The sequence below is a fragment of the Nocardioides sp. JCM 18999 genome, from assembly GCF_055391175.1.
Map to the genome: position 1 here is coordinate 3,292,515 of NZ_AP043887.1, position 21,804 is coordinate 3,314,318.

26 protein-coding genes are annotated in these 21,804 nt (G+C 70.5%); 9 read left to right on the forward strand and 17 right to left on the reverse strand.

Annotated elements, in window-relative coordinates; all coding sequences use genetic code 11:
• Nucleotides 1-76: 76 nt before the first annotated feature.
• Nucleotides 77-2,053 (forward strand): acetate--CoA ligase, encoded by a 1,977-nt coding sequence (gene acs / locus ACZ5J1_RS16340; protein ID WP_464560594.1) that lies wholly within the window; start codon nucleotides 77-79, stop codon nucleotides 2,051-2,053.
• Between the two features lie 61 nt (nucleotides 2,054-2,114).
• Here acs and ACZ5J1_RS16345 read toward each other — a convergent pair whose 3' ends face one another.
• From ACZ5J1_RS16345 to ACZ5J1_RS16360, 4 genes are read right to left on the reverse strand one after another with little or no spacing between them, the layout of a single operon-like run.
• On the reverse strand, nucleotides 2,115-2,720 hold the full coding sequence (locus ACZ5J1_RS16345; RefSeq protein WP_464560595.1) for a hypothetical protein: 606 nt from the start codon (nucleotides 2,718-2,720) through the stop codon (nucleotides 2,115-2,117).
• Between the two features lie 53 nt (nucleotides 2,721-2,773).
• Entirely contained in the window at nucleotides 2,774-3,148 is a 375-nt protein-coding gene (locus ACZ5J1_RS16350) for a nuclear transport factor 2 family protein (protein ID WP_464560596.1), read from the reverse strand.
• Between the two features lie 21 nt (nucleotides 3,149-3,169).
• Nucleotides 3,170-3,670, reverse strand: a complete 501-nt coding sequence (locus tag ACZ5J1_RS16355; RefSeq protein ID WP_464560597.1) for a GNAT family N-acetyltransferase — start codon at nucleotides 3,668-3,670, stop codon at nucleotides 3,170-3,172.
• Nucleotides 3,667-4,677 carry an agmatine deiminase family protein gene (locus tag ACZ5J1_RS16360; protein WP_464560598.1) on the reverse strand — a complete coding sequence of 337 codons (1,011 nt, stop codon included), beginning with the start codon at nucleotides 4,675-4,677 and terminating at the stop codon, nucleotides 3,667-3,669. Before ACZ5J1_RS16360 ends, ACZ5J1_RS16355 begins: the two co-directional genes overlap by 4 nt.
• A gap of 108 nt (nucleotides 4,678-4,785) precedes the next feature.
• Between ACZ5J1_RS16360 and nhaA the strand changes: the two genes are divergently transcribed.
• The 4 genes from nhaA to ACZ5J1_RS16380 are packed head-to-tail and all read left to right on the forward strand — an operon-like array spanning nucleotide 4,786 to nucleotide 8,627.
• Nucleotides 4,786-6,018, forward strand: coding sequence for a Na+/H+ antiporter NhaA (nhaA, locus tag ACZ5J1_RS16365; RefSeq protein WP_464560599.1), 1,233 nt, complete (start codon nucleotides 4,786-4,788; stop codon nucleotides 6,016-6,018).
• A gap of 48 nt (nucleotides 6,019-6,066) precedes the next feature.
• Nucleotides 6,067-6,465 carry a phage holin family protein gene (locus ACZ5J1_RS16370; protein ID WP_464560600.1) on the forward strand — a complete coding sequence of 133 codons (399 nt, stop codon included), beginning with the start codon at nucleotides 6,067-6,069 and terminating at the stop codon, nucleotides 6,463-6,465.
• A 7-nt stretch (nucleotides 6,466-6,472) separates the two neighbouring features.
• Nucleotides 6,473-8,182: an amidase gene (locus ACZ5J1_RS16375; RefSeq protein WP_464560601.1), complete on the forward strand. Its 1,710-nt coding sequence runs from the start codon at nucleotides 6,473-6,475 to the stop codon at nucleotides 8,180-8,182.
• 1 nt (nucleotide 8,183) lies between these two features.
• A complete protein-coding gene (locus tag ACZ5J1_RS16380) occupies nucleotides 8,184-8,627 on the forward strand; it encodes a hypothetical protein (protein WP_464560602.1) in 444 nt (147 codons plus the stop codon).
• Here the strand turns inward: ACZ5J1_RS16380 and ACZ5J1_RS16385 are convergent.
• Genes ACZ5J1_RS16385 through nth form a run of 4 tightly spaced genes read right to left on the reverse strand, consistent with a single transcriptional unit; the run spans nucleotide 8,587 to nucleotide 11,795 of the window.
• Entirely contained in the window at nucleotides 8,587-9,756 is a 1,170-nt protein-coding gene (locus ACZ5J1_RS16385) for a MarP family serine protease (protein ID WP_464560603.1), read from the reverse strand. The two genes, ACZ5J1_RS16380 and ACZ5J1_RS16385, sit on opposite strands and share 41 nt — an antisense overlap.
• Nucleotides 9,757-9,766: 10 nt before the next feature.
• A complete protein-coding gene (locus tag ACZ5J1_RS16390; protein ID WP_464560604.1) occupies nucleotides 9,767-10,468 on the reverse strand; it encodes an NUDIX hydrolase in 702 nt (233 codons plus the stop codon).
• Complete coding sequence (locus ACZ5J1_RS16395; RefSeq protein ID WP_464560605.1) at nucleotides 10,465-11,076, reverse strand: TlpA disulfide reductase family protein; 612 nt, start codon at nucleotides 11,074-11,076, stop codon at nucleotides 10,465-10,467. Before ACZ5J1_RS16395 ends, ACZ5J1_RS16390 begins: the two co-directional genes overlap by 4 nt.
• Nucleotides 11,076-11,795, reverse strand: coding sequence for an endonuclease III (gene nth, locus ACZ5J1_RS16400; RefSeq protein ID WP_464560606.1), 720 nt, complete (start codon nucleotides 11,793-11,795; stop codon nucleotides 11,076-11,078). The genes ACZ5J1_RS16395 and nth overlap by 1 nt, the downstream gene beginning before the upstream one ends.
• Before the next feature lie 150 nt (nucleotides 11,796-11,945).
• Here nth and ACZ5J1_RS16405 point away from each other — a divergent pair, with 150 nt between their 5' ends.
• Nucleotides 11,946-12,623, forward strand: a complete 678-nt coding sequence (locus tag ACZ5J1_RS16405) for a Crp/Fnr family transcriptional regulator (RefSeq protein WP_464560607.1) — start codon at nucleotides 11,946-11,948, stop codon at nucleotides 12,621-12,623.
• Nucleotides 12,624-12,692: 69 nt separating this feature from the next.
• Here ACZ5J1_RS16405 and ACZ5J1_RS16410 read toward each other — a convergent pair whose 3' ends face one another.
• The 7 genes from ACZ5J1_RS16410 to ACZ5J1_RS16440 are packed head-to-tail and all read right to left on the reverse strand — an operon-like array spanning nucleotide 12,693 to nucleotide 16,134.
• The gene (locus ACZ5J1_RS16410) at nucleotides 12,693-13,484 is read right to left on the reverse strand and encodes an MBL fold metallo-hydrolase (protein WP_464560608.1); all 792 of its coding nucleotides are present in this window, start codon (nucleotides 13,482-13,484) and stop codon (nucleotides 12,693-12,695) included.
• Nucleotide 13,485: 1 nt separating this feature from the next.
• On the reverse strand, nucleotides 13,486-14,172 hold the full coding sequence (locus ACZ5J1_RS16415; protein ID WP_464560609.1) for an NUDIX hydrolase: 687 nt from the start codon (nucleotides 14,170-14,172) through the stop codon (nucleotides 13,486-13,488).
• Nucleotides 14,173-14,176: 4 nt separating this feature from the next.
• Nucleotides 14,177-14,644, reverse strand: a complete 468-nt coding sequence (locus ACZ5J1_RS16420; RefSeq protein ID WP_464560610.1) for a RidA family protein — start codon at nucleotides 14,642-14,644, stop codon at nucleotides 14,177-14,179.
• Nucleotides 14,641-14,796, reverse strand: coding sequence for a DUF4177 domain-containing protein (locus tag ACZ5J1_RS16425; RefSeq protein WP_464560611.1), 156 nt, complete (start codon nucleotides 14,794-14,796; stop codon nucleotides 14,641-14,643). Before ACZ5J1_RS16425 ends, ACZ5J1_RS16420 begins: the two co-directional genes overlap by 4 nt.
• Nucleotides 14,797-14,832: 36 nt before the next feature.
• Nucleotides 14,833-15,414 (reverse strand): YdeI/OmpD-associated family protein, encoded by a 582-nt coding sequence (locus ACZ5J1_RS16430; protein ID WP_464560612.1) that lies wholly within the window; start codon nucleotides 15,412-15,414, stop codon nucleotides 14,833-14,835.
• A gap of 4 nt (nucleotides 15,415-15,418) precedes the next feature.
• Nucleotides 15,419-15,847 (reverse strand): hypothetical protein, encoded by a 429-nt coding sequence (locus ACZ5J1_RS16435; RefSeq protein ID WP_464560613.1) that lies wholly within the window; start codon nucleotides 15,845-15,847, stop codon nucleotides 15,419-15,421.
• Complete coding sequence (locus tag ACZ5J1_RS16440) at nucleotides 15,844-16,134, reverse strand: hypothetical protein (protein ID WP_464560614.1); 291 nt, start codon at nucleotides 16,132-16,134, stop codon at nucleotides 15,844-15,846. The genes ACZ5J1_RS16435 and ACZ5J1_RS16440 overlap by 4 nt, the downstream gene beginning before the upstream one ends.
• A 92-nt stretch (nucleotides 16,135-16,226) precedes the next feature.
• On the opposite strand from ACZ5J1_RS16440, the gene bagA reads away from it, so the two are divergent.
• Complete coding sequence (gene bagA, locus ACZ5J1_RS16445; protein ID WP_464560615.1) at nucleotides 16,227-17,195, forward strand: ATPase BagA; 969 nt, start codon at nucleotides 16,227-16,229, stop codon at nucleotides 17,193-17,195.
• Nucleotides 17,192-18,346 carry an ATPase BagB gene (gene bagB / locus ACZ5J1_RS16450; protein ID WP_464560616.1) on the forward strand — a complete coding sequence of 385 codons (1,155 nt, stop codon included), beginning with the start codon at nucleotides 17,192-17,194 and terminating at the stop codon, nucleotides 18,344-18,346. Before bagA ends, bagB begins: the two co-directional genes overlap by 4 nt.
• Nucleotides 18,347-18,354: 8 nt before the next feature.
• Here the strand turns inward: bagB and ACZ5J1_RS16455 are convergent, their stop codons facing one another.
• Complete coding sequence (locus ACZ5J1_RS16455; RefSeq protein WP_464560617.1) at nucleotides 18,355-18,630, reverse strand: WhiB family transcriptional regulator; 276 nt, start codon at nucleotides 18,628-18,630, stop codon at nucleotides 18,355-18,357.
• 180 nt (nucleotides 18,631-18,810) lie between these two features.
• On the opposite strand from ACZ5J1_RS16455, the gene ACZ5J1_RS16460 reads away from it, so the two are divergent.
• Nucleotides 18,811-21,024 carry a transglycosylase domain-containing protein gene (locus ACZ5J1_RS16460; protein WP_464560618.1) on the forward strand — a complete coding sequence of 738 codons (2,214 nt, stop codon included), beginning with the start codon at nucleotides 18,811-18,813 and terminating at the stop codon, nucleotides 21,022-21,024.
• Here the strand turns inward: ACZ5J1_RS16460 and ACZ5J1_RS16465 are convergent.
• Entirely contained in the window at nucleotides 20,992-21,753 is a 762-nt protein-coding gene (locus ACZ5J1_RS16465; protein WP_464560619.1) for a response regulator transcription factor, read from the reverse strand. The genes ACZ5J1_RS16460 and ACZ5J1_RS16465 overlap by 33 nt on opposite strands.
• Nucleotides 21,754-21,804 lie beyond the last annotated feature (51 nt).

Here is a 21,804-nt window from a genome sequence, read left to right on the forward strand (position 1 = left end):
GTGCAACCCACCAGCGACCTAGACTGTGACCCGCGCCACTCGGGGAAGATCGACTGGCCGGAAAGGATCCTGCACCGTGACCGACGAGACCCTGTCCAACCTGCTGCACGAGGAGCGCCGCTTTCCGCCGCCGGCGGAGATCGCGGCGAACGCCAACGTGACCGCCGACGACGCCGCACGCGCAGCGGCCGATCGCCTCGGCTTCTGGGCCGAGGCGGCGGCGCGACTGACCTGGTCGACGGCTCCCCAGACGGTCCTGGACGACTCGAATGCCCCGTTCTTCCGCTGGTTCGGCGACGGCGAGCTCAACGTCTCGGCCAACTGCATCGACCGCCACGTCGAGGCCGGCAACGGCGACCGGGTCGCGATCCACTGGGTCGGCGAGCCCCTCGAGGACAAGCGGGACCTGACGTACGCCGACCTCAAGGACGAGGTCTCCCGAGCAGCGAACGCGCTCACCGATCTGGGTGTCAGCGCCGGCGACACGGTCGCGATCTACCTGCCGATGATCCCCGAGGCGGTGATCGCGATGCAGGCCTGCGCCCGACTCGGCGCGATCCACACCGTCGTCTTCGGCGGCTTCTCGGCCGAGGCCCTGGCCGCCCGGATCGAGGACTGTGGCGCCAAGGTCGTCATCACCGCCGACGGCGGCTACCGGCGCGGATCCGCAGCCGCGCTCAAGCCGGCCGTCGACGACGCGGTGGTCAAGGCGTCCGACGCCGGCCACGAGGTCGAGCACGTGGTCGTCGTACGCCGGACCGGGCAGGACGTGGCCTGGGGCGCCAAGGACCTGTGGTGGCACGACGTGGTGGACACCGCGTCGTCCGACCACACCCCGCAGCCGTTCAACGCTGAGCACCCGCTGTTCGTGATGTACACCTCGGGCACGACCGGGAAGCCGAAGGGCATCCTGCACACCTCCGGCGGCTACCTGACCCAGGCGGCCTGGACGCACCACGCGGTCTTCGACCTCAAGCCCGAGACCGACGTTTACTGGTGCACCGCGGACGTCGGCTGGATCACCGGCCACTCCTACATCGCCTACGGCCCGCTGGCCAACGGTGCGACCCAGGTGCTCTACGAAGGCACGCCCGACGCCCCCGAACGGGGTCGCTGGTGGCAGATCATCGAGGAGTACGGCGTCACGATCTTCTACACCGCGCCGACCGCGATCCGGGCGTGCATGAAGCAGGGCGACGCCGTCCCCGCCGCACGTGACCTGTCGTCCCTGCGGATCCTCGGCAGCGTCGGTGAGCCGATCAACCCCGAGGCCTACGTCTGGTACCGCCGCGTGATCGGCGGCGACCGCACCCCGGTCGTCGACACCTGGTGGCAGACCGAGACCGGCGCGATGATGATCAGCCCCCTGCCCGGCGTGACGGCCGGCAAGCCCGGCTCGGCGATGACGCCGCTGCCCGGGATCAGCGCCGACGTCGTCACCGAGGCCGGGGAACCGGTCCCCAACGCGTCGGGCGGCTACCTCGTGGTCACCGAGCCGTGGCCCTCCATGCTGCGCACCATCTGGGGTGACGACGAGCGGTACGTCGACACCTACTGGTCGATGTTCGCCGATCGCGGCTTCTACTTCGCCGGCGACGGTGCCAAGAAGGACGAGGACGGCGACCTGTGGGTGCTCGGGCGGGTCGACGACGTCATGAACGTCTCGGGCCACCGACTCTCCACCACCGAGATCGAGTCGGCCCTGGTCTCGCACCCGGCCGTGGCCGAGTCGGCCGTCGTCGGCGCGACCGACCCGGACACCGGTCAGGCGGTCGTCGCGTTCGTGATCCTGCGCGAGGGCGTCGACGGCGGTCCGGAATCGGGGATCGAGAAGTCGCTCTCGGACCACGTCCGGGCCGAGATCGGCCCGATCGCCAAGCCGCGCGAGATCATGATCGTCCCCGAGCTGCCCAAGACCCGTTCGGGCAAGATCATGCGCCGCCTGCTGCGCGACGTGGCGGAGAAGCGCGACGTCGGGGACACCACCACCCTGGCGGACGCGTCGATCATGGACTTCATCGCCGCAGGCCAGGCGAAGAACACCGACGACTGACCCCGGCTGTGGAGCGCCACGGTCACCTACTGACCGTGGCGCTCCACCGCTTCGCAGGTTCTCAGTCGGACGCGGGCCGTGGCCCGGCCACGAGAGCGCGCGCCTCCTCGTATGCGCCGCCGACCTGGATCCGCGTGAGGTCGTCGAGGTCCTTCTGTCGAAGCTTGCGACCCCATTCCGCATCGGGATCGACCTGATGCAGCCACAGTCGACGCTCGTCGATGTCGGTGACGGCGCCGATCCAGCAGGCGTCCGGCCTCGAGAACTCTCGATGCACGGTCACCAGCGGCGAGAGGTCACGCACCGTCGTGACCAGCGAGACGACGTCATCGAGCACGGCGACGTCGGGGCACGGGTTCGTCGGCGGCCACTGGCCACGCAACCTGACCGCGCGCGTGGGAAAGCACTCGACGTCAGGATCGAGGTCCACGGCCTGGATGTCCTTCAGCCGGATGAAGGTCCACCCGTCGAGGTGCATCTCGTCGGAGAGATCGGCCAGCGCCACCCATCGCGCACCGACCCCGACGACGTACCCGTCGATCCGGTCGGCGTCAGGGATCCACCGCCGGATGCGCACGAGCAGCTTCTGCTTCAGGGCACGGTCGAGGCGTTTGGCGATCTTCTTCTTGTCGATCGGCGGCTTCCTCGCCCGCTTCTTCCTGGACACGTGGCGTTACTTTGCCCCGGTTCACCCGGATTCGCGCGTTACTTTCCTCCAGTTCAGCTGATCTGGAAGTCCTCGTCGGACCAGAACGCCCGCATGCTGGTGATCTTGGCGTCGTCGTTGAAGGTCATCACGTCGATGGGGGCGACGGTGTAGGTCGCGTCGTCGGCGTGGGTGACCAGCTCGAAGAGGAACGCGGCCTGTCCCGCACCGATCTTGACCGCCTTGATCTCGGCGGTCTGCTTGAGGTCCTGGAGCGTGGCGTAGAACTCGCGGATCGACTCAGGCGAGCTGCGCACGTCGGTGCCGATCGGGTCCTCGACGGTCGCGCCCTCGGCGAAGAGGTCCATGATCTCGTCCGTCGTGCCGTTGGCCACCAGGTTCACGTAGGCGTTGACGGTCTCAAGAATCGCTTCGCGGGTCGCAGTCATGCCCCGAAACTAGAACGCGTTCTACATCCGGTCAAGGGGGTCGACGAGCAGCTTGCCGAAGGCCCGCACCGCGGGCGAGTGCGCGTAGTGACCGAACGGGTCGATCCGGTCGTACGCGCGCGCGGCGTAGAACGCGACCGCCTCGGGCTGGCCCGTGCCCGTGGTCAGGACGAGTGCCTCGACCCCCGCCTGCCGGGCGGTGTCCTCCAGAGCCTCCAGCATCTCCCCCGCCAGACCGCGGCGCTGGTGCTCAGCGACGACGTACATCCGTTTCACCTCGGCGAGCGTCGCGGCACCCAGGCGGTCGAGCTCGATGCGGCGCCAGGCGCCCGTAGCCACCGGGATCCCGTCGAGATAGCCGACCAGGAACACCCCCCGAGGCAGGGCGAACGCCTCGACCTCGATCGGGTCGTCGTCACCGCTGCCGTACCGCTCGGCGTAGAACTCCTGGAGCCGACCGATCAGCGCGACGGCATCAGGGTGGTCGTAGCTCAGCCGCCGGATCTCCATCGAGCCGGTCACGCCGACGGCCGGGGCAACGGCTGCTGCTGGGTGATGCAGTGGATCCCGCCGCCGCGGTCGAAGATCGGCCGGGCGTCGACGGTGACCACGCGCCGTCCGGGGTAGGCGGCCTCCAGGATCGCGACGGCCGCCGCGTCGTTGTCGTCGTCGAAGCTGCACGCGATCACGCCGCCGTTGACCACGACGTGGTTGACGTAGGACCAGTCCACCCAGCCCTCCTCGTCCCGGATGGTCACCGGGGCCGGCAGGTCGGTCACCGTGAACCGCTCCGACAGCTGCGCCTTCAGCTCGCGGCAGAGCTCGAAGTCGGGGTGCTCCGGGTCGTCCTGGCGGTGCAGCAGCACCTGCCCCGGCGCGGTGAAGGTGGCCACGATGTCGACGTGCCCGCGGGTCCCGAAGGTCTCGTAGTCCCGGGTCAGCCCGCGCGGCAGCCAGACCACCTCGGTGGCTCCGATCGTGCGCCCCAGCTCGGCCTCGACCTGCTCCTGGGTCCAGGTGTCGTTGCGTCCCTCGCCCAGCTGAACGGTCTCGGTGACCATCACCACGCCAGCGCCGTCGACGTGGATGCCGCCGCCCTCGTTGACCATCGGCGAGTCCACCACCGGCACCTGCGAGGTCTCGGCGACGAACCGGCCGACGAGCTCGTCCTTGTCCCAGGCGGCCCACTCGGCCTGGCCCCAGCCGTTGAAGATCCAGTCGACGGCAGCGAGCTCACCGGACTCGTCGTGGACGTACGTCGGCCCGATGTCGCGCATCCAGGCGTCGTTGAGCGGCGTGGTCACGAGGTCGATCCGCGGGTCGAGCAGCGCCCGTGCGTTCGCCTCCTCGGACGGATCGACGACGACCGTCACGGGCTCGAACTCGATGATCGCGTTGGCGACCGCCGCCCAGGCAGCACGTGCCTCGGCGGCCTCCTCCTCGGTCTCTCCCAGCGAGTAGCCGGGCGCCGGGAACGCCATCCAGATCCGCTCCTGCGGCGCCCACTCCGGGGGCATCAGGTAACCCATGACCCCATCCCATCACGCCGGCGCGAACAGGGGCGATCAGTAGGCTGGCTCGCAGGTGCGCCGGGAAGTCTGGTCGGCAACGCCCGTACCGACCCCGAAGGAGACTTCGTGCCTCGTCTCTTCACCTCCATCCCGACCATCGAACGCGCCCGCGTCGCAGCCATCCTGCGGACCGAGGCGGTCGGCGGGATCCTCGTGATCGTCGCCGCCGCGATCGCCCTGGTCTGGGCCAACAGTCCCGCCGCAGACGCCTACCAACGTCTCTGCGAGCACGTCGTCGGGCCCGACGCCCTGCACCTGCACCTGTCCCTGGAGGAGTGGGCGGCGGACGGGCTGCTGGCGATCTTCTTCTTCGTCGCCGGCCTCGAGCTCAAGCGGGAGTTCGTCGACGGCGACCTCGCCGACCTGCGCCGGGCCGCGCTGCCCGTCGGGGCGGCGGTCGGCGGCATGCTCGCGCCGGCGCTGATCTACGTGCTGGTCAACCTGACCGACGGCGGTGACCTGGCCGGATGGGCGGTCCCCACCGCGACCGACATCGCCTTCGCCGTCGCGGTGCTCGCGGTGATCAGCACGCACCTGCCCAGCGGTCTGCGGACCTTCCTGCTCACCCTCGCGGTGGTCGACGACCTGCTCGCCATCACGGTGATCGCGCTCTTCTACACCGACCACCTCTCGCCGGGGTACCTGCTGCTGGCCGTCCTACCGATCGTCGGGTTCGCCGTGGTCGTGCGTCGCGGCCGCACCACCTGGTGGCTGCTCCTCCCCCTGGCGGGTGCCGCCTGGTGGTGCGTGCACGCCTCCGGGGTCCACGCCACCGTCGCCGGGGTCGTGCTGGGATTCGTCGTCCCGGTGATCGGGGCCTCCGGCACCGCCGACGACGGGATGGCCACGCACCTGGAGCACGTCGTCCGACCGGTCTCGGCCGGCGTCGCCGTACCGCTGTTCGCGTTCTTCGCCGCGGGGGTCTCCCTCGGCGGCCTCGACGGGATCGCCGACTCGCTCACCAACCCCCTCACCCTCGGGGTGATCGCCGGGCTCGTGCTGGGCAAGCCGATCGGGATCACGGTGTCGACCTGGCTGCTGGCCACCTTCACCCGCGCCGAGCTCGACGACGGGCTGACCTGGATCGACGTCATCGGGATGGCGATGCTCGGCGGCATCGGGTTCACCGTCTCGCTGCTGATCGGGGACCTCGCCTTCGACACCGACGCCCAGACCGACCACATCAAGGTCGGCGTCCTGCTGGGCTCGCTGACCTCGGCGCTGCTCGCGGCGGTCGTGCTGCGCGGGCGCAACCGGGCCTACCGACGCATCGAGGAGCACGAGAATGCCACGCGATGAGGACGGACCGACGGCCAACTCTCGTCACCGTTTAGTAAGGTCCCCCGTATGACGCAGCCCACCCCCGAAGAGCCCACCATCGGCCGGTTGGTCTCCGACGCGAGCCGAGACATCTCGAGCCTGATCTCCAAGGAGATCGAGCTGGCGAAGTCCGAGCTCAAGGTGAGCCTGACCAACGGCGGCACCGGGATCGGCATGTTCGCCGGCGCCATCTTCCTGGTCGTGCTGGCGATCATCATGCTGTCGTTCTCGTTCGCCTACCTGATCCACTGGAACGGCGACGGCCTCGACCTGCAGTGGGCCTTCATGATCATCTTCTTCGTGTACGTCGCCGTCGCGGCGCTGCTGATCTTCCTCGGCGTGAAGAAGGTCCAGAAGGTGCGCGCACCGGAACGGGCGATCGCCGAGGCGAAGAAGATCCCGCAGGCCTTCACCGGCAAGGCCTGACGCTCCGATGAGCACGACGGCGTCCGGATTCGACGTCGTCGAAGCGGGGATCGCCTCCCTGCGCGCCGCCCTCGACAGCGGCGCGGTCACGTCGGTCGGGCTGGTCGAGGCCTACCAGGCACGGATCGCGGCCTACGACCGCTCCGGCCCGCGGCTGAACGCGGTGATCGTCGACAACCCCGCGGCACTGGCCGAGGCGGCCGCCTCCGACGAGCGTCGCGCCCGCGGTGAGCTGCTGGGCCCGCTCGACGGGATCCCGTACACCGCCAAGGACTCCTACCTCGTCCGCGGGCTCACGGCCGCCTGCGGCTCCCCCGCCTTCGCCGACCTCGTCGCCCAGTGGGACGCCTTCGCCGTCGCCCGCCTCCGGGCCGGCGGTGCGATCTGCCTGGGCAAGACGAACATGCCTCCGATGGCCAACGGCGGCATGCAGCGCGGCCTCTACGGCCGGGCCGAGTCGCCGTACGCCGCCGACTGGTTGACCGCACCCTTCGGCTCCGGCTCCTCCAACGGGTCGGGGACGGCCACGGCCGCCTCGATCGGCGCGTTCGGACTCGGCGAGGAGACCTGGTCGTCCGGTCGCGGGCCGGCGACCAACAACGCGCTGTGCGCCTACACCCCGTCGCGGGGCGTGATCTCGGTGCGCGGCAACTGGCCGCTGGTGCCGACGATGGACGTCGTCGTCCCCCAGACCCGGACGATGGCCGACCTGCTCGAGGTGCTCGACGTGATCGTCGCCGACGATCCCGAGACGCGCGGGGACCTGTGGCGTTCCCAGTCGTGGGTGGACATTCCGGCGGCGAGCACGGTGCGCCCGGCGTCGTACCCGGCGCTCGCCACCTCCGCGAGCCTCCAGGGCGTCCGGCTCGGGGTGCCGCGGATGTACATCAACGCCGACCCGGACGCCGGGGTCGGTGCGACCGGGATCGGCGGCCCGACGGGCGAGCGGATCGAGACCCGCGCCTCGGTGATCGCGTTGTGGGAGGCGTTGCGCGCCGATCTCGAGGCGGCCGGCGCCGAGGTGGTCGAGGTCGATTTCCCGGTGGTGTCGAACTACGAGGGCGACCGGGCCGGGGCGCCGACGGTCTTCACCCGAGGTCTGGTGACGCCGGCGTTCCTGCGGCGCGAGATCGTCGACCTGTCGGCCTGGTCGTGGGAGGACTTCCTGTCCGCCAACGGCGATCCCGCTCTCGACACCCTCGCGGGACTCGACGGCGCCACGATCTTCCCGCACCCGCCGGGTGCCCTGCCGGACCGGTACACCGGCTTCGACGACGACATCGCGACCTATCCGGCGCAGGCCACCGCCGACGGCTACGGCTCGTTCGAAGAGATCCCGGAGCTGGCCGCCGGCCTGGCCGGCCTGGAGGAGACCCGCCGGGTCGACCTCGAGGCCTGGATGGACTCGCTCGAGCTGGACGCGGTCGTCTTCCCCGCCGTCGCCGACGTCGGTCCCGCCGACATGGACGTCTCCGAGTCCTCCGCCGACCAGGGCTGGCGCAACGGGGTCTGGGTGGCCAACGGCAACCTCGTCCCACGCCACCTCGGCATCCCGACGGTCACCGTGCCGATGGGGTTGATGGCCGACATCGCGATGCCCGTGGGCCTGACCATCGCCGGCCGCGCGTACGACGACAGCCGGCTGCTCCAGCTCGGGGTCGCGATCGAGGCGACCCGGCAGCGCCGCACCGAACCGCCGCGCACACCGAGGCTGTGACGTGGCCCGCGGCTGGAGCAACCGCGCCCACCGGATCGCCGGCGCCGCCGCCCTGATCGCCGGATGGGGCGTGCTGATCTACGGCCTGGTCTTCCTGACCCCGTCGACCGATCCGAACCTGGACCTCGAGGCCGGGCCGGCGTTCGCGATCAACGTCGCCGTGTACCTGCCGGGGCTGGCGCTCACGGGCATGATCCTGCTGACGCTGGTGATGCTGGTCGGGGCCGACTGGGGCCACCTGTCGGGCCTGCCGGTCGCCGTCCTCGCTGCCTGCTTCGGCTGGTACGTGGCGACGGTGCAGGCACTGACCGCCTACCTCCCCGGCCTGGAGCAGTACGCCTGGCTCTCGACGTGCCTCTGCCTGGTCGCGGTCGTGACCCTGCTCGACGAGACGCTCGCCGGGATCAGGCGCAGTCGCCGGTCGGCACCCGCGCAGTCCGGGTGATCCCGGCCTCGACGAGCGGCCGCACCTGGTCGGCGGTCAACGCGTAGCCGGTGTCCTGGTCGGTCACGGAGGCCGCGAAGATCACGCCGACGACGTCACCGTTGCCGTCGATCGCGGGGCCGCCGGAGTTGCCGGGCCGGATCAGGCCGCGCAGCGAGTAGACCTCGCGGATGACGGTGCCGGTGCCGTAGATGTTCGGGGAGCGGAGCCGCTGCTCGGACCGGATCCGGCCGGGCTCGACGTCGAAGGGTCCGTCCTGGGGATAGCCGAGGATCGCGACCCCGTCGCCGGCCTTGGCGTCGGCGAGATCCAGGGAGGCGGCCTTGCCGCTGTCGAAGGCGATGACCGCCACGTCGACGCTGGGGTCGTAGAGGACCACCTTGCCGGGCTCGCTGCTCGAGCCGCGCGAGACCTGCGGCTTGTTCACGCCGGCCACGACGTGGGCGTTGGTCATCAGGTAGCCAGGCGCGATCAGGAAGCCGGAGCCCTCGACACCGCGGCCGCACGAGTTCGCGCCGCGGATCTTGAACACGGAGTTGCCGGCGGCCTCGACGTCCGGGTCGCCCTTGAGCCGTGCCGGGCCGGGACCGACGTCGACGATCCGCTCAGGAGCGAAGGGTTCGAGGTAGCGCGGGAAGAACGACGTCCCGACGACGGTGTTGAACTGGTCGAGGGCGCTGCTGACCCGCGGCGGCATCGCGTCGTTGACGGTGGAGAGCACCGTCGAGTCGCGCACCGCCGAGGTGACCGGCCCGATCCGGGTGCCGGAGACCGCCACCCCCAGCGCCCAGGCGACGACCAGCACGGCGGCCGCGGACAGGGCCGCCCCGCCGAGCGCGTCGAGGGCGCGGATGGGACGCCAGCTGATCGTGTCGCGCACCCGCGCGCCGGCGTACTGGAAGAGGCCCTGGCCCAGCGAGGCGGTCAGGATCACGATGAAGAGGGCGCCGAGGGAGACCCACACCGAGGGGTTGGCGTCGCCGAGCACCTGGGGCGCGAGCCAGACGCCGACCCAGCCACCGAGCAGCAGCCCGACGGTGGCGAAGGCGCCGGTGATGAAGCCCTGCCAGTAGCCCGAGAAGGCGTAGCAGGCCACCAGCACGATCAGGACCCAGTCCAACCAGTTCACGCGAGGTCCTTCACTCTGAGACCTCGGGGAGGTCGCGGCCACCGGCACGTTCGGAGCCGGCGAGCATGTAGGCGGGGATCTCGACCTCGCGCGCGTCCGGCATCGGGGTGATCCACCCGAGGTAGGCGAGGAAGCGTTCGACCACGCCGGCGGTGAAGCCCCACAGGATGACGTCCTTGTCGGGCCCGATCAGGAAGCCCGGGGAGCGCCAGTTGTGCGCCGGGGAGGAGACGGTGATCCGGTGATCCGGGTCGGCGAGCTCGGCGATCGACACCCGGTAGATCGCGTGCACCTCGTCGACCGAGGTCGGGGTCGGCGTGTGCTGCTCGGGCCACCAGCCCAGCACCGGGGTGACGGCGGAGTTGCTCGGCGGCAGCCACAGCTCGGGCAGGAACCCGACCACCTCCACCGACGACGGCGCGATCCCGATCTCCTCGTGCGCCTCACGCAGCGCGGCCTGGGTCACGGTCTCCCCCGGGTCGAGCCGACCGCCGGGGAACGAGACCTGGCCGGGGTGGGAGCGCATCGTGTGGTTGCGTTCGGTCAACACCAGGTCGGGGCCGTCGGGCCCCTCACCGAAGAGCATCAGCACCGCCGAGCGGCGGGCGTCGGCACCGTCGGGGACCAGGAACCGGGTCAGGCTGGTCGCCGGGATCGACCGGGCGCCCGCGGCCACCTCGTCGAGCCACGCGGGCCTCGGCGTCGCGCTCATGAGAGCTTCGTCCCGAACTGGGTGTCGACCATCGTGAGCAGCTGGTCCATCGACGTCAGGCCGCCGGACTCGCGGGTGATCGAGCCATCCTCGTGCAGGAAGAAGAACGTCGGCAGACCCGGCGCGAAGAGCTTCTTGGTCTCCTGGATCTCGCCGTAGAAGTCGAACAGCTGGGGGTACGTCGCCTTGCGCTCGGCCGCCTGCTCGAGCGCGACCCCCGGGTAGTTGTCGAGCAGGTCCACGCCGAGGAGCGGGATCTGGTCGCCGTGCTTGCGATGGAACTCGCCGAGGATCGGCATCTCCTTGCGGCACGGGTCGCAGGCGCTGGACCACACGTTGAGGATGAGCGGGCCCTGGAGCGTGGAGAGGTCGACCGGGGTGCCGCCGCCGAGGCAGTCGAGGGTGACCTTCGGCAGCGCGCCCTCGCCCGACGCGACGGCGCCGCTCGGGCACTCCTCGACCCCGGCCTGCTGCTTCAGCTGGACCAGCTCAGGGGTGTCGACCGGGAAGTCCTTCTGCTCCGCCGTGGTCTTCGGCGGAGTGGCGCTGCACGCCGTCAGCGCAGCGGCGAGTACGGCGGCCGCGGCCGCCCCGAGCAGCCGGCGCATCAGTTCGGACCCTCCGTGCGGAGCAGCTTCTCGGCGGCGTCCCGGTCGGTCGGGCCTTCGCCGAAGCTCGGGCACTGACGCGCGACCGGGCAGGCGCCGCAGGCCGGCTTCTTCGCGTGGCAGCAACGCCGGCCGTGCCAGATCAGGTGGTGCGACAGCATCGTCCAGTCCCGGGGCGGGAACAGGTCGGCGACCGCGAACTCGACCTTGACCGGGTCGGTCTCCTCGGTCCAGCCGAGGCGCCGGACGAGCCGCCCGAAGTGGGTGTCGACGGTGATGCCGGGGACGTCGAAGGCGTTGCCGAGCACCACGTTGGCGGTCTTGCGCCCGACACCGGGGAGCTTGACCAGCGCCTCGAGCGAGCCGGGCACCTGGCCGTCGTACTCCTCGACGAGGGCGGCGGAGAGGCGCAGCAGCGAGTCGGTCTTGGCGCGGAAGAAGCCGAGCGGGCCGACGATGCCCTCGAGCACGGTGCGGTCGGCGGCGGCCATCGCGCGGGCGTCGGGGTAGGCGGCGAACAGGGTCGGACGGACGGCGTTGACCCGCTTGTCGGTGGTCTGCGCCGAGAGCACGGTGACCACGAGCAGCTCGAAGGGATTGTCGAAGTCGAGCTCGGCCTTGGCGTCGGGATAGGTCTCCGCGAGGATCCGGTCGACCTTGCGTGCCCGCCTCACGAGGGCGGTGCGGCTCTCCGCAGCCAGCTCACCCGTCGCACGCACCCGCCAAGAGTACGGCCGGAGAGCAACGGGCGACGATACGACACCGAGTCGTCTCGGAGTACCCCTGCTGCACCGTTGTGAGGAATACCACGGCTAGGATTCACCCGACGGCCCGGTGGTGGGCGACAGCGGCGAAACACGGAGGTTCTGGTGGACAACGACGTGCTGCGGCAGGCGACGCTCTTCAACGCGCTCGACGACGAGGCCGCAACCGCGCTGCTCTCCTCGCTGGCCGAGACGAAGCTGCGTCGTGGCGAGGTGCTGTTCCACGAGGGCGACTCGGGCGACAAGCTCTACATCGTCGTCGACGGCAAGGTGAAGCTCGGCCGCACGTCGGCCGACGGCCGCGAGAACCTGCTCGCCATCCTCGGCCCCGGCCAGATGTTCGGTGAGCTGTCGCTCTTCGACCCGGGCCCGCGCTCGGCCACGGTCACCGCGGTCACCGACTCGACCTTCGCCTCGCTGGCGCACGAGGACCTGCTGCGCTGGCTCGACGGCCGCCCGAAGATCGCCTCCGGTCTGCTCGCCCAGCTCGCCGGCCGCCTGCGCAAGGCCAACGACGTCGTCGCCGACCTGGTCTTCTCCGACGTCCCCGGCCGCGTCGCCAAGGCGCTGCTCGACCTGGCCGACCGTTTCGGTCGGACCGCCGACGACGGCGTGCACGTGCACCACGACCTCACCCAGGAGGAGCTCGCCCAGCTGGTCGGCGCCTCCCGCGAGACGGTCAACAAGGCGCTGGCCGACTTCGTCTCCCGCGGCTGGCTCCGCCTCGAGCCGCGCTCGGTCGTCATCCTCGACGTCGAGCGGATGAGCCGCCGCGCCCGCTGACCCCAGCTCTCCAACTAACTGGTCTTGAAACGGCCCTCGGAGTCACTCCGAGAGCCGGTTCAAGACCAGTTAGTCATTTCGCCTCAAGAAGGCCAGCTGGGCGCGGACGCTGAGCTCGGCCGCGCCCCAGAGCACCGGGTCGACGTCGGCGTAGACGATCTCGACGACCGCCCGGGGGACGTCGTCACCCATCGTGTCCGGCGGCACGAGGGCCAGGGCGGTCGCCACCTGCTCGAGCCGGGAGCGGCGGTGGGCGATGTAGTAGTCGAGCACCGCGAGCGCGTCGGCGATCGCGGGTCCGTGGCCCGGCCAGATCCAGGAGACGTCGTACTCCTCGGCGACGGCACGGAGCCGGTCGAGGGAGTCCAGGTAGGCCCCGAGGGAGCCGTCGGGGTGGGCGACGACGGTGGTGCCGCGGCCCAGCACGGTGTCGCCGGTCAGGACGGCGGAGGCCGAGGGCACCCAGAAGGAGAGCGAGTCGGCGGTGTGGCCCGGCGTCCCGATCACCTGCACCTCGAGCGAGGAGGAGACCGCCACCACGTCGCCGTCACGCAGTCCGTCGGCGCCGAGCACCAGGGACGGGTCCAACGCCCGCACCGGGGCACCGACCGACTCGGCGAACGCGACCGCGGCCTCGGCGTGGTCGAAGTGGTGGTGGGTGAGCAGGACCTCGACGACGTCGCCGGCCTCGGCCCGGACGGCGTCGAGGTGGGCCTCGTCGAGCGGGCCCGGGTCGACCACGACGGACCGCTCGCCGTCGCGCAGGATCCAGGTGTTGGTCCCGTCGAGGGTCATGATCCCGGGGTTGGCGGCCAGCACACACCGGTGCTCCCCGAACGTGCCTCCGTGCCAGGCCTCCACGTCAGCTCCAGCGGGCGCCGGGTCGGGCGGCGGCGAGCTCGGCCGCCCACACGGGCAGCCGGATCCCGTCGCCGGTCCAGTCGGGGGTGAACATCGACAGGCTCGCCTCCTGGGTGGCGGCAACGACGTCCTCGGCCCGGGCGTACGTCGCCAGCCGCAGCATCGAGGAGTACGTCGGCGGCATCAGCTCCCACACCCCGGCGTCGGCCCGGGCGAGCGCCTCGGCCGGCGTCACCCACTCCACGGCCGAGGACTCGGTGGAGAGCTCGAGCGCCTCCTGTCCCTCGGGCAGCAGGGTCGCGAAGAACCAGGTCCGGTAGCGCTTCGGCATGATCGTGGGGGTCGTCCAGGCGTCCCACAGCCCGAGCGCAGAGAGCGGCACGATGACGCCGGTCTCCTCCTCGAGCTCGCGCACACCGGCGACCAGCACGGCAGCAGCCTGAGCCGGGGTGGTCGCATCCATCCGGGCGGCGAGCTCCGGCTCGACCGAGACACCGAAGCCGTCGTCGGAAGCGACCCCGCCGCCGGGGAAGGCGACCACACCGCCGGCGAAGTCCATCGAGGTGCGGCGCACCATCACGAAGACCTCCAGCGGGGAGTCCTCCGTCGAGCGCACCAGCACGATGGTGGCGGCGTCGCGCGGCTCGACCGGCTCAGCGGGCTCCGGGGGCCCGGCGGACGCCGTCATCGGCTCAGAGCTCGACGATGATCTCGACCTCGACGGCGACGTCGAGGGGGAGAACCGCCACACCCACCGCGGAGCGGGCGTGGGTGCCGCCGTCGCCGAAGGCGGCCTTGAGCAGCTCCGAGGCACCGTTGGCGACGCCCGGCTGACCGGTGAACGACGGGTCGGAGGCGACGAAGACGACCGCCTTGACCACGCGCTTGACCAGGTCCAGGTCGCCGATCTCGGCCTTGACCGCGGCGATCGCGTTGAGCGCGCACTGCTGCGCGGCCTCGGTGGCGAGCTCGACCGACACGCCGTTCTCAGCAGCGCCGACCTTGCCCACGGCGACGGGGACACCGTCGCGCATCGGGATCTGGCCCGAGGTGAAGACGTAGTTGCCCGTCCGGATCGCCGGCACGTAGGCGGCGACCGGCGGAACGACGTCCGGGACGGTCAGCCCGAGCTCGGCGAGCCGGTCCTCGACGAGGCTCACTGCTCGGCCGGCCGCTTGAAGTAACCGACGAGGTTGCCCGAGCCGTTGTCACTGATCGTGACGAGCTCCCAGCCGTCGGCACCGAAGTTGTTGAGGATCTGGCCCGCGACATGGTTGAGGATCGGGGCGACCTGGTACTCCCACTTGGTCATGGCTCAGCACCCTACCGGGGGCTCACGCCGGCTGGCTCAGGTCGGGGTGTGAGGACCGCGACCCTCGGCCAGCATCGCGACGAACGACTGGATCCGTTTCGCCCGTCCAGCCTCGGTCCGCAGCGCGGTCAACCGGTGGTAGAGCGCGTACCGGTCCTGGGCGTTGAGAGAGTCGTACGTCGCCTGCGCCGCCGGCACCGCGGCGATCGCCGCGAGCAGCTCGGGAGGCATCACCATCGTCGCGCTGCCCGCGTACGCCGCCTCCCAGCGGCCGTCGGCCTTCGCCGCCTCGATCGCGGCGAACCCCGCGGGCTGCATGCGCCCCTCCTCGATCAGGCGCTCGGCCTTGCCGACGTTGATCACGGACCACCGGCTCTTCGGCCCGCGCGGGGTCCACCGTTGGAACGTGGTCTGGTCGTCGCGACTGCGGGTCTGCCCGTCGATCCAGCCGTAGCAGAGGGCCTCGTCCAACGCGTCGGCGTAGAACAACGACGTGGTCGTCCCGCCCTTGCGGCTCAGCACCAGCCAGACGGCCGGCACGTCGGCGTGATGCTCGACCAGCCATGCCCGCCACGCGTCGACGTCGGGAAAGAGCATCTCCTCGCCAGAAAGGACCATGGACTCAGTCTGCCGTCAGACGTGCCCGTCGCCGTACAAGGAACGAGATCAGCCGCCGGACCGCGTGAGCATAGAGTTGCCAGATCACGAAGAGGCACGTGGTGAAGAACGGTGCTCCGATCACGACCCCGAGCCACTGGGGGCCGTCGCCCTCCCCCGCATACGCGGGCACGGCCAGCATCAAACCGGCCCAGGACGCGCAGCCGGCGAGCCAGGGAAGCGCCAGATCCTTCAGCTCCTGCGTCGGGGTGATGTCCTCGTCGCTGGCGATGCCGGCGAGGTACAGACTGGCCAGGGCGATGTAGGTGACCGACGCGACCAGCAGCAGCACGCGGAAGTCGTCGTGCCACGCCATGGTGGTGGCCAGCACGATCGCGCCAGCGATCAGGTTGCTGAACAGCACCGGCCGATCCAGCCGGCGCTCGTTTCTCACGCCATCACCCGCCGGGTCGCCTGCCGGATCCCCAGGGCGATCACCTGCCAGGGCACGAAGCAGAGGGTCGCCAGGACCGGAGCAAGGCCGACGGCGACCAGGACCCGCCACACGAGGCCGTCAGCGGGGAAGGCGAGGCTGGAGAGCACCACGAACGCCAGCGCGAAGGGCGCGGCCAGGAGGAAGACGGGGACCCAGACCACGAGCGCGACGATCACCAGGACGCCGGCGACCAGGTTGCTGACCAGGATTGCACGGTTCAGTCGGCGCTTCGCGGGGATGCTCACGACCGCCATTGTGCCGCGCTGCACACCGATCCGAGCACCGATCCCCGGACGCCGGCGAGGGCCGGTGATTAGAGTCGATGATCGTGATGGACATGGGGGTTCCGCGGCTGCATGTCGTGAGCGGCAAGGGCGGCACCGGGAAGTCGACGGTCGCTGCCGCGCTCGCGCTCGCCCTGGCCAGCAAGGGCGCCGACGTGCTGCTCTGCGAGGTCGAGGGCCGCCAGGGCATCGCCCGGATGTTCGACGTCGACCCACTGCCCTACGCCGAGACCCGGATCGCGACCGGCCTCACCGTCGGCAGCGCGCGCCCGGGGAACGTCTACGCGCTGCACATCGACGCCGAGTCCGCGCTGCTGGAGTACCTCTCGATGTACTACAAGCTCGGCCGGGCCGGGAAGGCGCTCGACCGGTTCGGCGTGATCGAGTTCGCCACCACCGTCGCCCCCGGGGTCCGCGACGTGCTCCTCACCGGCAAGATCTTCGAGGCGGTGCAGCGCAACAGCCGGAACAAGGGCGCCCGGACGTACGACGCCGTCGTGCTGGACGCGCCTCCCACGGGCCGCGTCACCCAGTTCCTCAACGTGTCCGAGCAGGTCGCCGGTCTGGCCAAGGTCGGACCGATCCGGAGCCAGGCCGACACCATGATGACGCTCTTCCGCTCGCCGGCGACGGCGGTCCACCTGGTCACCCTGCTGGAGGAGATGCCGGTGCAGGAGACCGCCGACGGGATCGCCGAGCTGGAGGCGGCCGAGCTGCCGGTCGGCACCGTGGTGGTCAACATGGTCCGTCCGCACGACCTGGTCGAAACCGCGCATCCCGACCGGGCGGCGATCGCGGCCGACCTGACCAGCGTCGGGATCGAGGCGGCCGACGTGCTCCTGGACTCCTTGGCCGTCGATGCGGCCGAGCACGCCGAGCGACGCGAGCTCGAGGACGCCCAGCGGGTCCGGGTCGCCGAGTACGGGCGCGACACCATCGAGCTGCCCCGGTTGGCCGGTGGCGTCGACCTGGGCGGGCTCTACGAGCTGGCCGAGCGTCTGGTCGAGGAGGGTCTGGCATGAACCACCCGCGCATCCGGGTCGGCCCGTTGGCCGCTCACCCGACCAGCGCCCCCGCGCTCGACCTCGACGCCCTGCTGGACGACCCCGGCACCGGGATCATCGTGTGCTGCGGGTCGGGCGGGGTCGGGAAGACCACCACCAGCGCCGCGCTCGCGCTGCGCGCCGCCGAACGCGGCCGCAAGGTGGTCGTGCTCACCATCGACCCGGCCCGACGGCTGGCGCAGTCGATGGGGATCGAGCAGCTCGGCAACGTGCCCAAGCCCGTCGTCGGCCTGACCGGCGACGGCTCGCTCGAGGCGATGATGCTGGACATGAAGTCGACCTTCGACGAGGTCGTGCTCGCCCAGGCCAGCCCCGAGAAGGCGGCCGCCATCCTGGCCAACCCGTTCTACGTCGCACTGTCGAGCTCGTTCGCGGGGACGCAGGAGTACATGGCGATGGAGAAGCTCGGCCAGCTGCACCGCGCCGGGGACTACGACCTGATCGTCGTCGACACGCCTCCGAGCCGGAACGCGCTGGACTTCCTCGACGCACCCGACCGGTTGTCGAGCTTCCTCGACGGCCGGTTCATCAAGATGATGCTCGTTCCGGCGAAGGGACCGGCCCGGTTGATGACCGCCGGGTTCGGCATGATCACCGGCGCCCTCTCGAAGATCCTGGGCGGCCAGTTCCTGGTCGACCTGCAGACCTTCGTGGCCGCGCTCGACACCGTCTTCGGCGGGTTCCGGCAGCGGGCGCAGGAGACCTACGCGCTGCTCCAGGCCAGCGGCACGGCGTTCGTGGTGGTTGCGGCACCCGAGCCGGACGCGCTGCGCGAGGCGGCGTACTTCGTCGAACGACTGCACGGCGACGGCATGCCGCTGGCGGGACTCGTGGTCAACCGCGCGACGACGCCCGCGGCCGACGACCTGACCGCGGCGGGGGCGCTCGGCGGCGCCGAGCAGCTCGAGCACGCCGACCCGGACTCGATCACCGCGGGCCTGCTCCGCCTGCACGCCGACCGCACGATCAGGGTGGCGCGCGAACGCCAGCTCACCGACCGCTTCAGCGCCGCGCACCCACAGGTGCCGATCGCCGTGGTGCCGGCGCTCGCCGGCGACGTCCACGACCTCGACGGACTCCGCGAGGTCGGGACGCTGCTCACCGAGTGAGCAGGGGACTACTTGGTCAGGTCGACCGTGCGAGCAGACTCGAGCACCGCACGCCACGAGGCGTTCGGGCGACGGCGCAGCAGGGCGCGTCGCTCACGCTCGGTCATCCCGCCCCACACGCCCCACTCGATCTGGTTGTCGAGGGCCTCGGCGAGGCATTCGGTCTTCACCGGGCAGCTGGAGCACAGCTGCTTGGCCTTGTTCTGCTCGGCACCTTTGACGAACAGCTGGTCTGGTTGTGTACCTCGGCACGCCGCCCGAGGGGTCCAGTCTTCAACCCACATAACGTGTCCTTTTCGAGTGCATCGTTCCCATGGGTCCCCTCACAGGAGCGATACTGGATTTCTGAATATACGATATTCCTACCCGGTTTCAGGTATACAGTCCCGTTCGACCCAAGTTGCGTAGTCATTTAGGACTAGTCACAACCGGCTAGTTCCCACTCGTCACGTACCCTGGCCCCCATGTCCAGGCCTGCTGACCGCCGCGAGCTCGTGCTGACCCGGCTGGGAGTGATGGTCGCCGTGGCCGTCGTTCTCGGCGTCGTGGTCGCCCTGCTGGCCATCCCGTTCGCCGGGGTGGCCGGTATCGCTGCCCGCAACGTGTCACGGTCGATGACCGAGCTTCCCACCGAGCTGGAGCCCGGCGACCTGGCCCAGCGCTCGAAGATCGTCGACGCCTCGGGCAGGACGATCACGACGCTCTACGACGAGAACCGGATCACCCGACCGCTCGACCAGATCAGCCGCACGATGGTGCAGGCGATCGTCTCGATCGAGGACTACCGCTTCTACCAGCACGGCGCCCTCGACCTGAAGGGCACGCTGCGCGCCTTCATCACCAACAAGGCCAACAGCGGCGTCGTCCAGGGCGGCTCCTCGATCACCCAGCAGCTGGTCAAGCTGACCCTGCTCAGCCAGGCCACCACCGACGCCGAGCGCAAGGCCGTCACGGCCGACTCCTACGCCCGCAAGATCCAGGAGCTGCGCTACGCCATCGCTCTGGAGCAGTCGCACTCCAAGGACTGGATCCTGGAGCGCTACCTCAACACGGCGTACTTCGGAGACGGTGCGTTCGGTGTCCAGGCGGCCGCCAAGCACTACTTCAACGTGAACTCCGACAAGCTGACGCTCACCCAGGCCGCGGTGCTCGCCGGGCTGGTGAAGAACCCGACCGGCTACGACCCGACCAACTCCCCCGACCGCGCCATCGCGCGGCGCAACGTCGTCCTGGACCGGATGGCCCAGCTCAACGTGATCACCGCCGCCCAGGCCAAGGAGGCCAAGGCCGCCGATCTCGGGCTCGACGTGAAGGAGGCGCAGAACGGCTGCGTGAACTCGCGGGCCGCGTTCTTCTGCGACTACGTGATCCGTCGACTGCTGGACGACCCGGCGCTGGGCGCCACGGCCGAGGAGCGCCGCAAGCTGCTCTACTCGGGCGGCCTGACGATCAAGACCACGCTCAACCTGGCCAACCAGAAGGCGGCCGACAAGTCGACGGCGGACCACGTCCACGCCAAGGACCAGGCGATCGGCGCGATCGCCGAGGTCGAGCCGGGCACCGGCAACGTGCTCGCACTGTCGCAGTCCCGCCCGATGGGTCGGAGCAAGAAGCAGGGCGAGACCTACCTCAACTACACCGTCCCCAAGGAGTACGGCGACTCGAACGGCTTCCAGGCGGGGTCGACGTTCAAGGCGTTCGTGCTCGCCGCCGCGATCCGTGACGGGGTCGGCCTGAGCACCTCGATCGACGCGCCGTCGCCGATGACGTTCCCGGGCAGTGCCTACAAGAACTGCCCCGGTGCGGGGAACTTCGTCGACCCGTGGGAGGTCGGCAACTCGACCACCAGCGGCCGGATGACGCTCTACACGGGCACCCGGCTGTCGGTGAACACCTTCTACGCCCAGCTCGAGCAGGTCACCGGTGTGTGCGAGCCGTTCAACCTGGCCAAGTCGATGGGCCTCTTCCTGACCAAGCCCAAGATCGAACGGCTGCCCGCCTTCACCCTCGGCGTCGTCGACGTCAGCCCGCTCGAGATGGCCGGCGCCTACGCGACCTTCGGTGCCCGCGGCCTCTACTGCACGCCGCGCCCGGTCACGGAGATCGCCGACTCGGCCGGCAACCCGATCAAGAGCTACGACACCGACTGCAAGCAGGTGCTCCCCAAGGACGTCGCCGACGGCGTCAACGACGTCCTGCGCGGCGTCCAGGAGCCGGGCGGGTTCGGCCACGACATCGGCCACACCAACCTGCAGACGAGCGGTGGCCAGACCATCGAGTCGGCCGGCAAGACCGGAACCACCCAGGGCGGCAAGTCGGTCTGGTTCATGGGCTACACCCCGCAGATCGCGACCGCGGCGATGATCGCCGGGGCGAACAGCTTCGGCTCACCCATCCCGCTGGGTGGCCAGACCATCTCCGGGACCTACATCTCCAGCAGCGCGGTCAGCGGCTCCGGCTTCGCCGGTCCGATGTGGGCCGACGCGATGCACCCGATCCAGTCCGAGCTCAAGCCGGTCGACTTCGAGGCGCCGCCGGCCAGCATGGTCGCCGCGACCCCCGACAAGGTCAAGGACATCGAGTACACGAAGCGGCCCGAGCCCGAGAAGGAGAAGAAGAAGAAGGGCAAGCGCGGGCGGGACGGTTCAGGTCCCGGCCGGGGTCGCGGCGGACGCTGACTGCTGCGCCGCGATGGCGCTGCCGAGAGCGAACCGGGTGCCGACACCGAAGTGCTCCATCAGCTGGGCGATCTCGGTGCGCACGGTCCGGATGCTGAAGCCGAGCGCCTCAGCGATCTGGGCGTCGCTCGACTCCGCCGAGAGCAGCCCGACGACCTGGCGCTGGCGGGCGGAGAGCCCGGCGAATCCGACACCGAACCGCTCCGGCGGCGAGGCCGAGGCGATCACCGCGTCGGCGTACGCCCGAGCGACGGCGAGGAACGCCGGATCCGCGACAGCCATCACGGTCGGCCCCTCGCTGGACACGGGTCCGTCGACGAACGCCTCACGGTCCTCGACCAGCTTCAGCTGGATCGGCGCGATCCCGAGGAGGTAGCGCCCCTGGGTCTCCCCGCTCAGCACGAGGCGTGCTGCGTCGGTCGTCGCGTTGATGTCGTAGACGCTGGTCGCGTCGGCGCTCGTCGCCCGGGCCCGGTTGGTCTGCAGGTTCGCGCGCAGCTCCTCGGCCCGGAGCCACGGCCGGATCGAGAGGTACTGGCGCCACGTCTTCGACTCCTCGTACAGGTTCCGGTTCACCTCGCCAGGCCCCGGCCCGAAGAGCCGGATGCCGGCCCGCCGCCCACGCGCGACCTCGCCTGCCAGACGTGAGCGTGCCGCCTGGAGCTCCGCCGACGCGTCGAGGACGCGTTGGTGCAGCACCGGATCGATGATCTCGGTGCGATCGAACACGGAGAAGTCCGGGTAGTCGCGCGGCACGGGACGGGCGGGGTCGACGGGGCG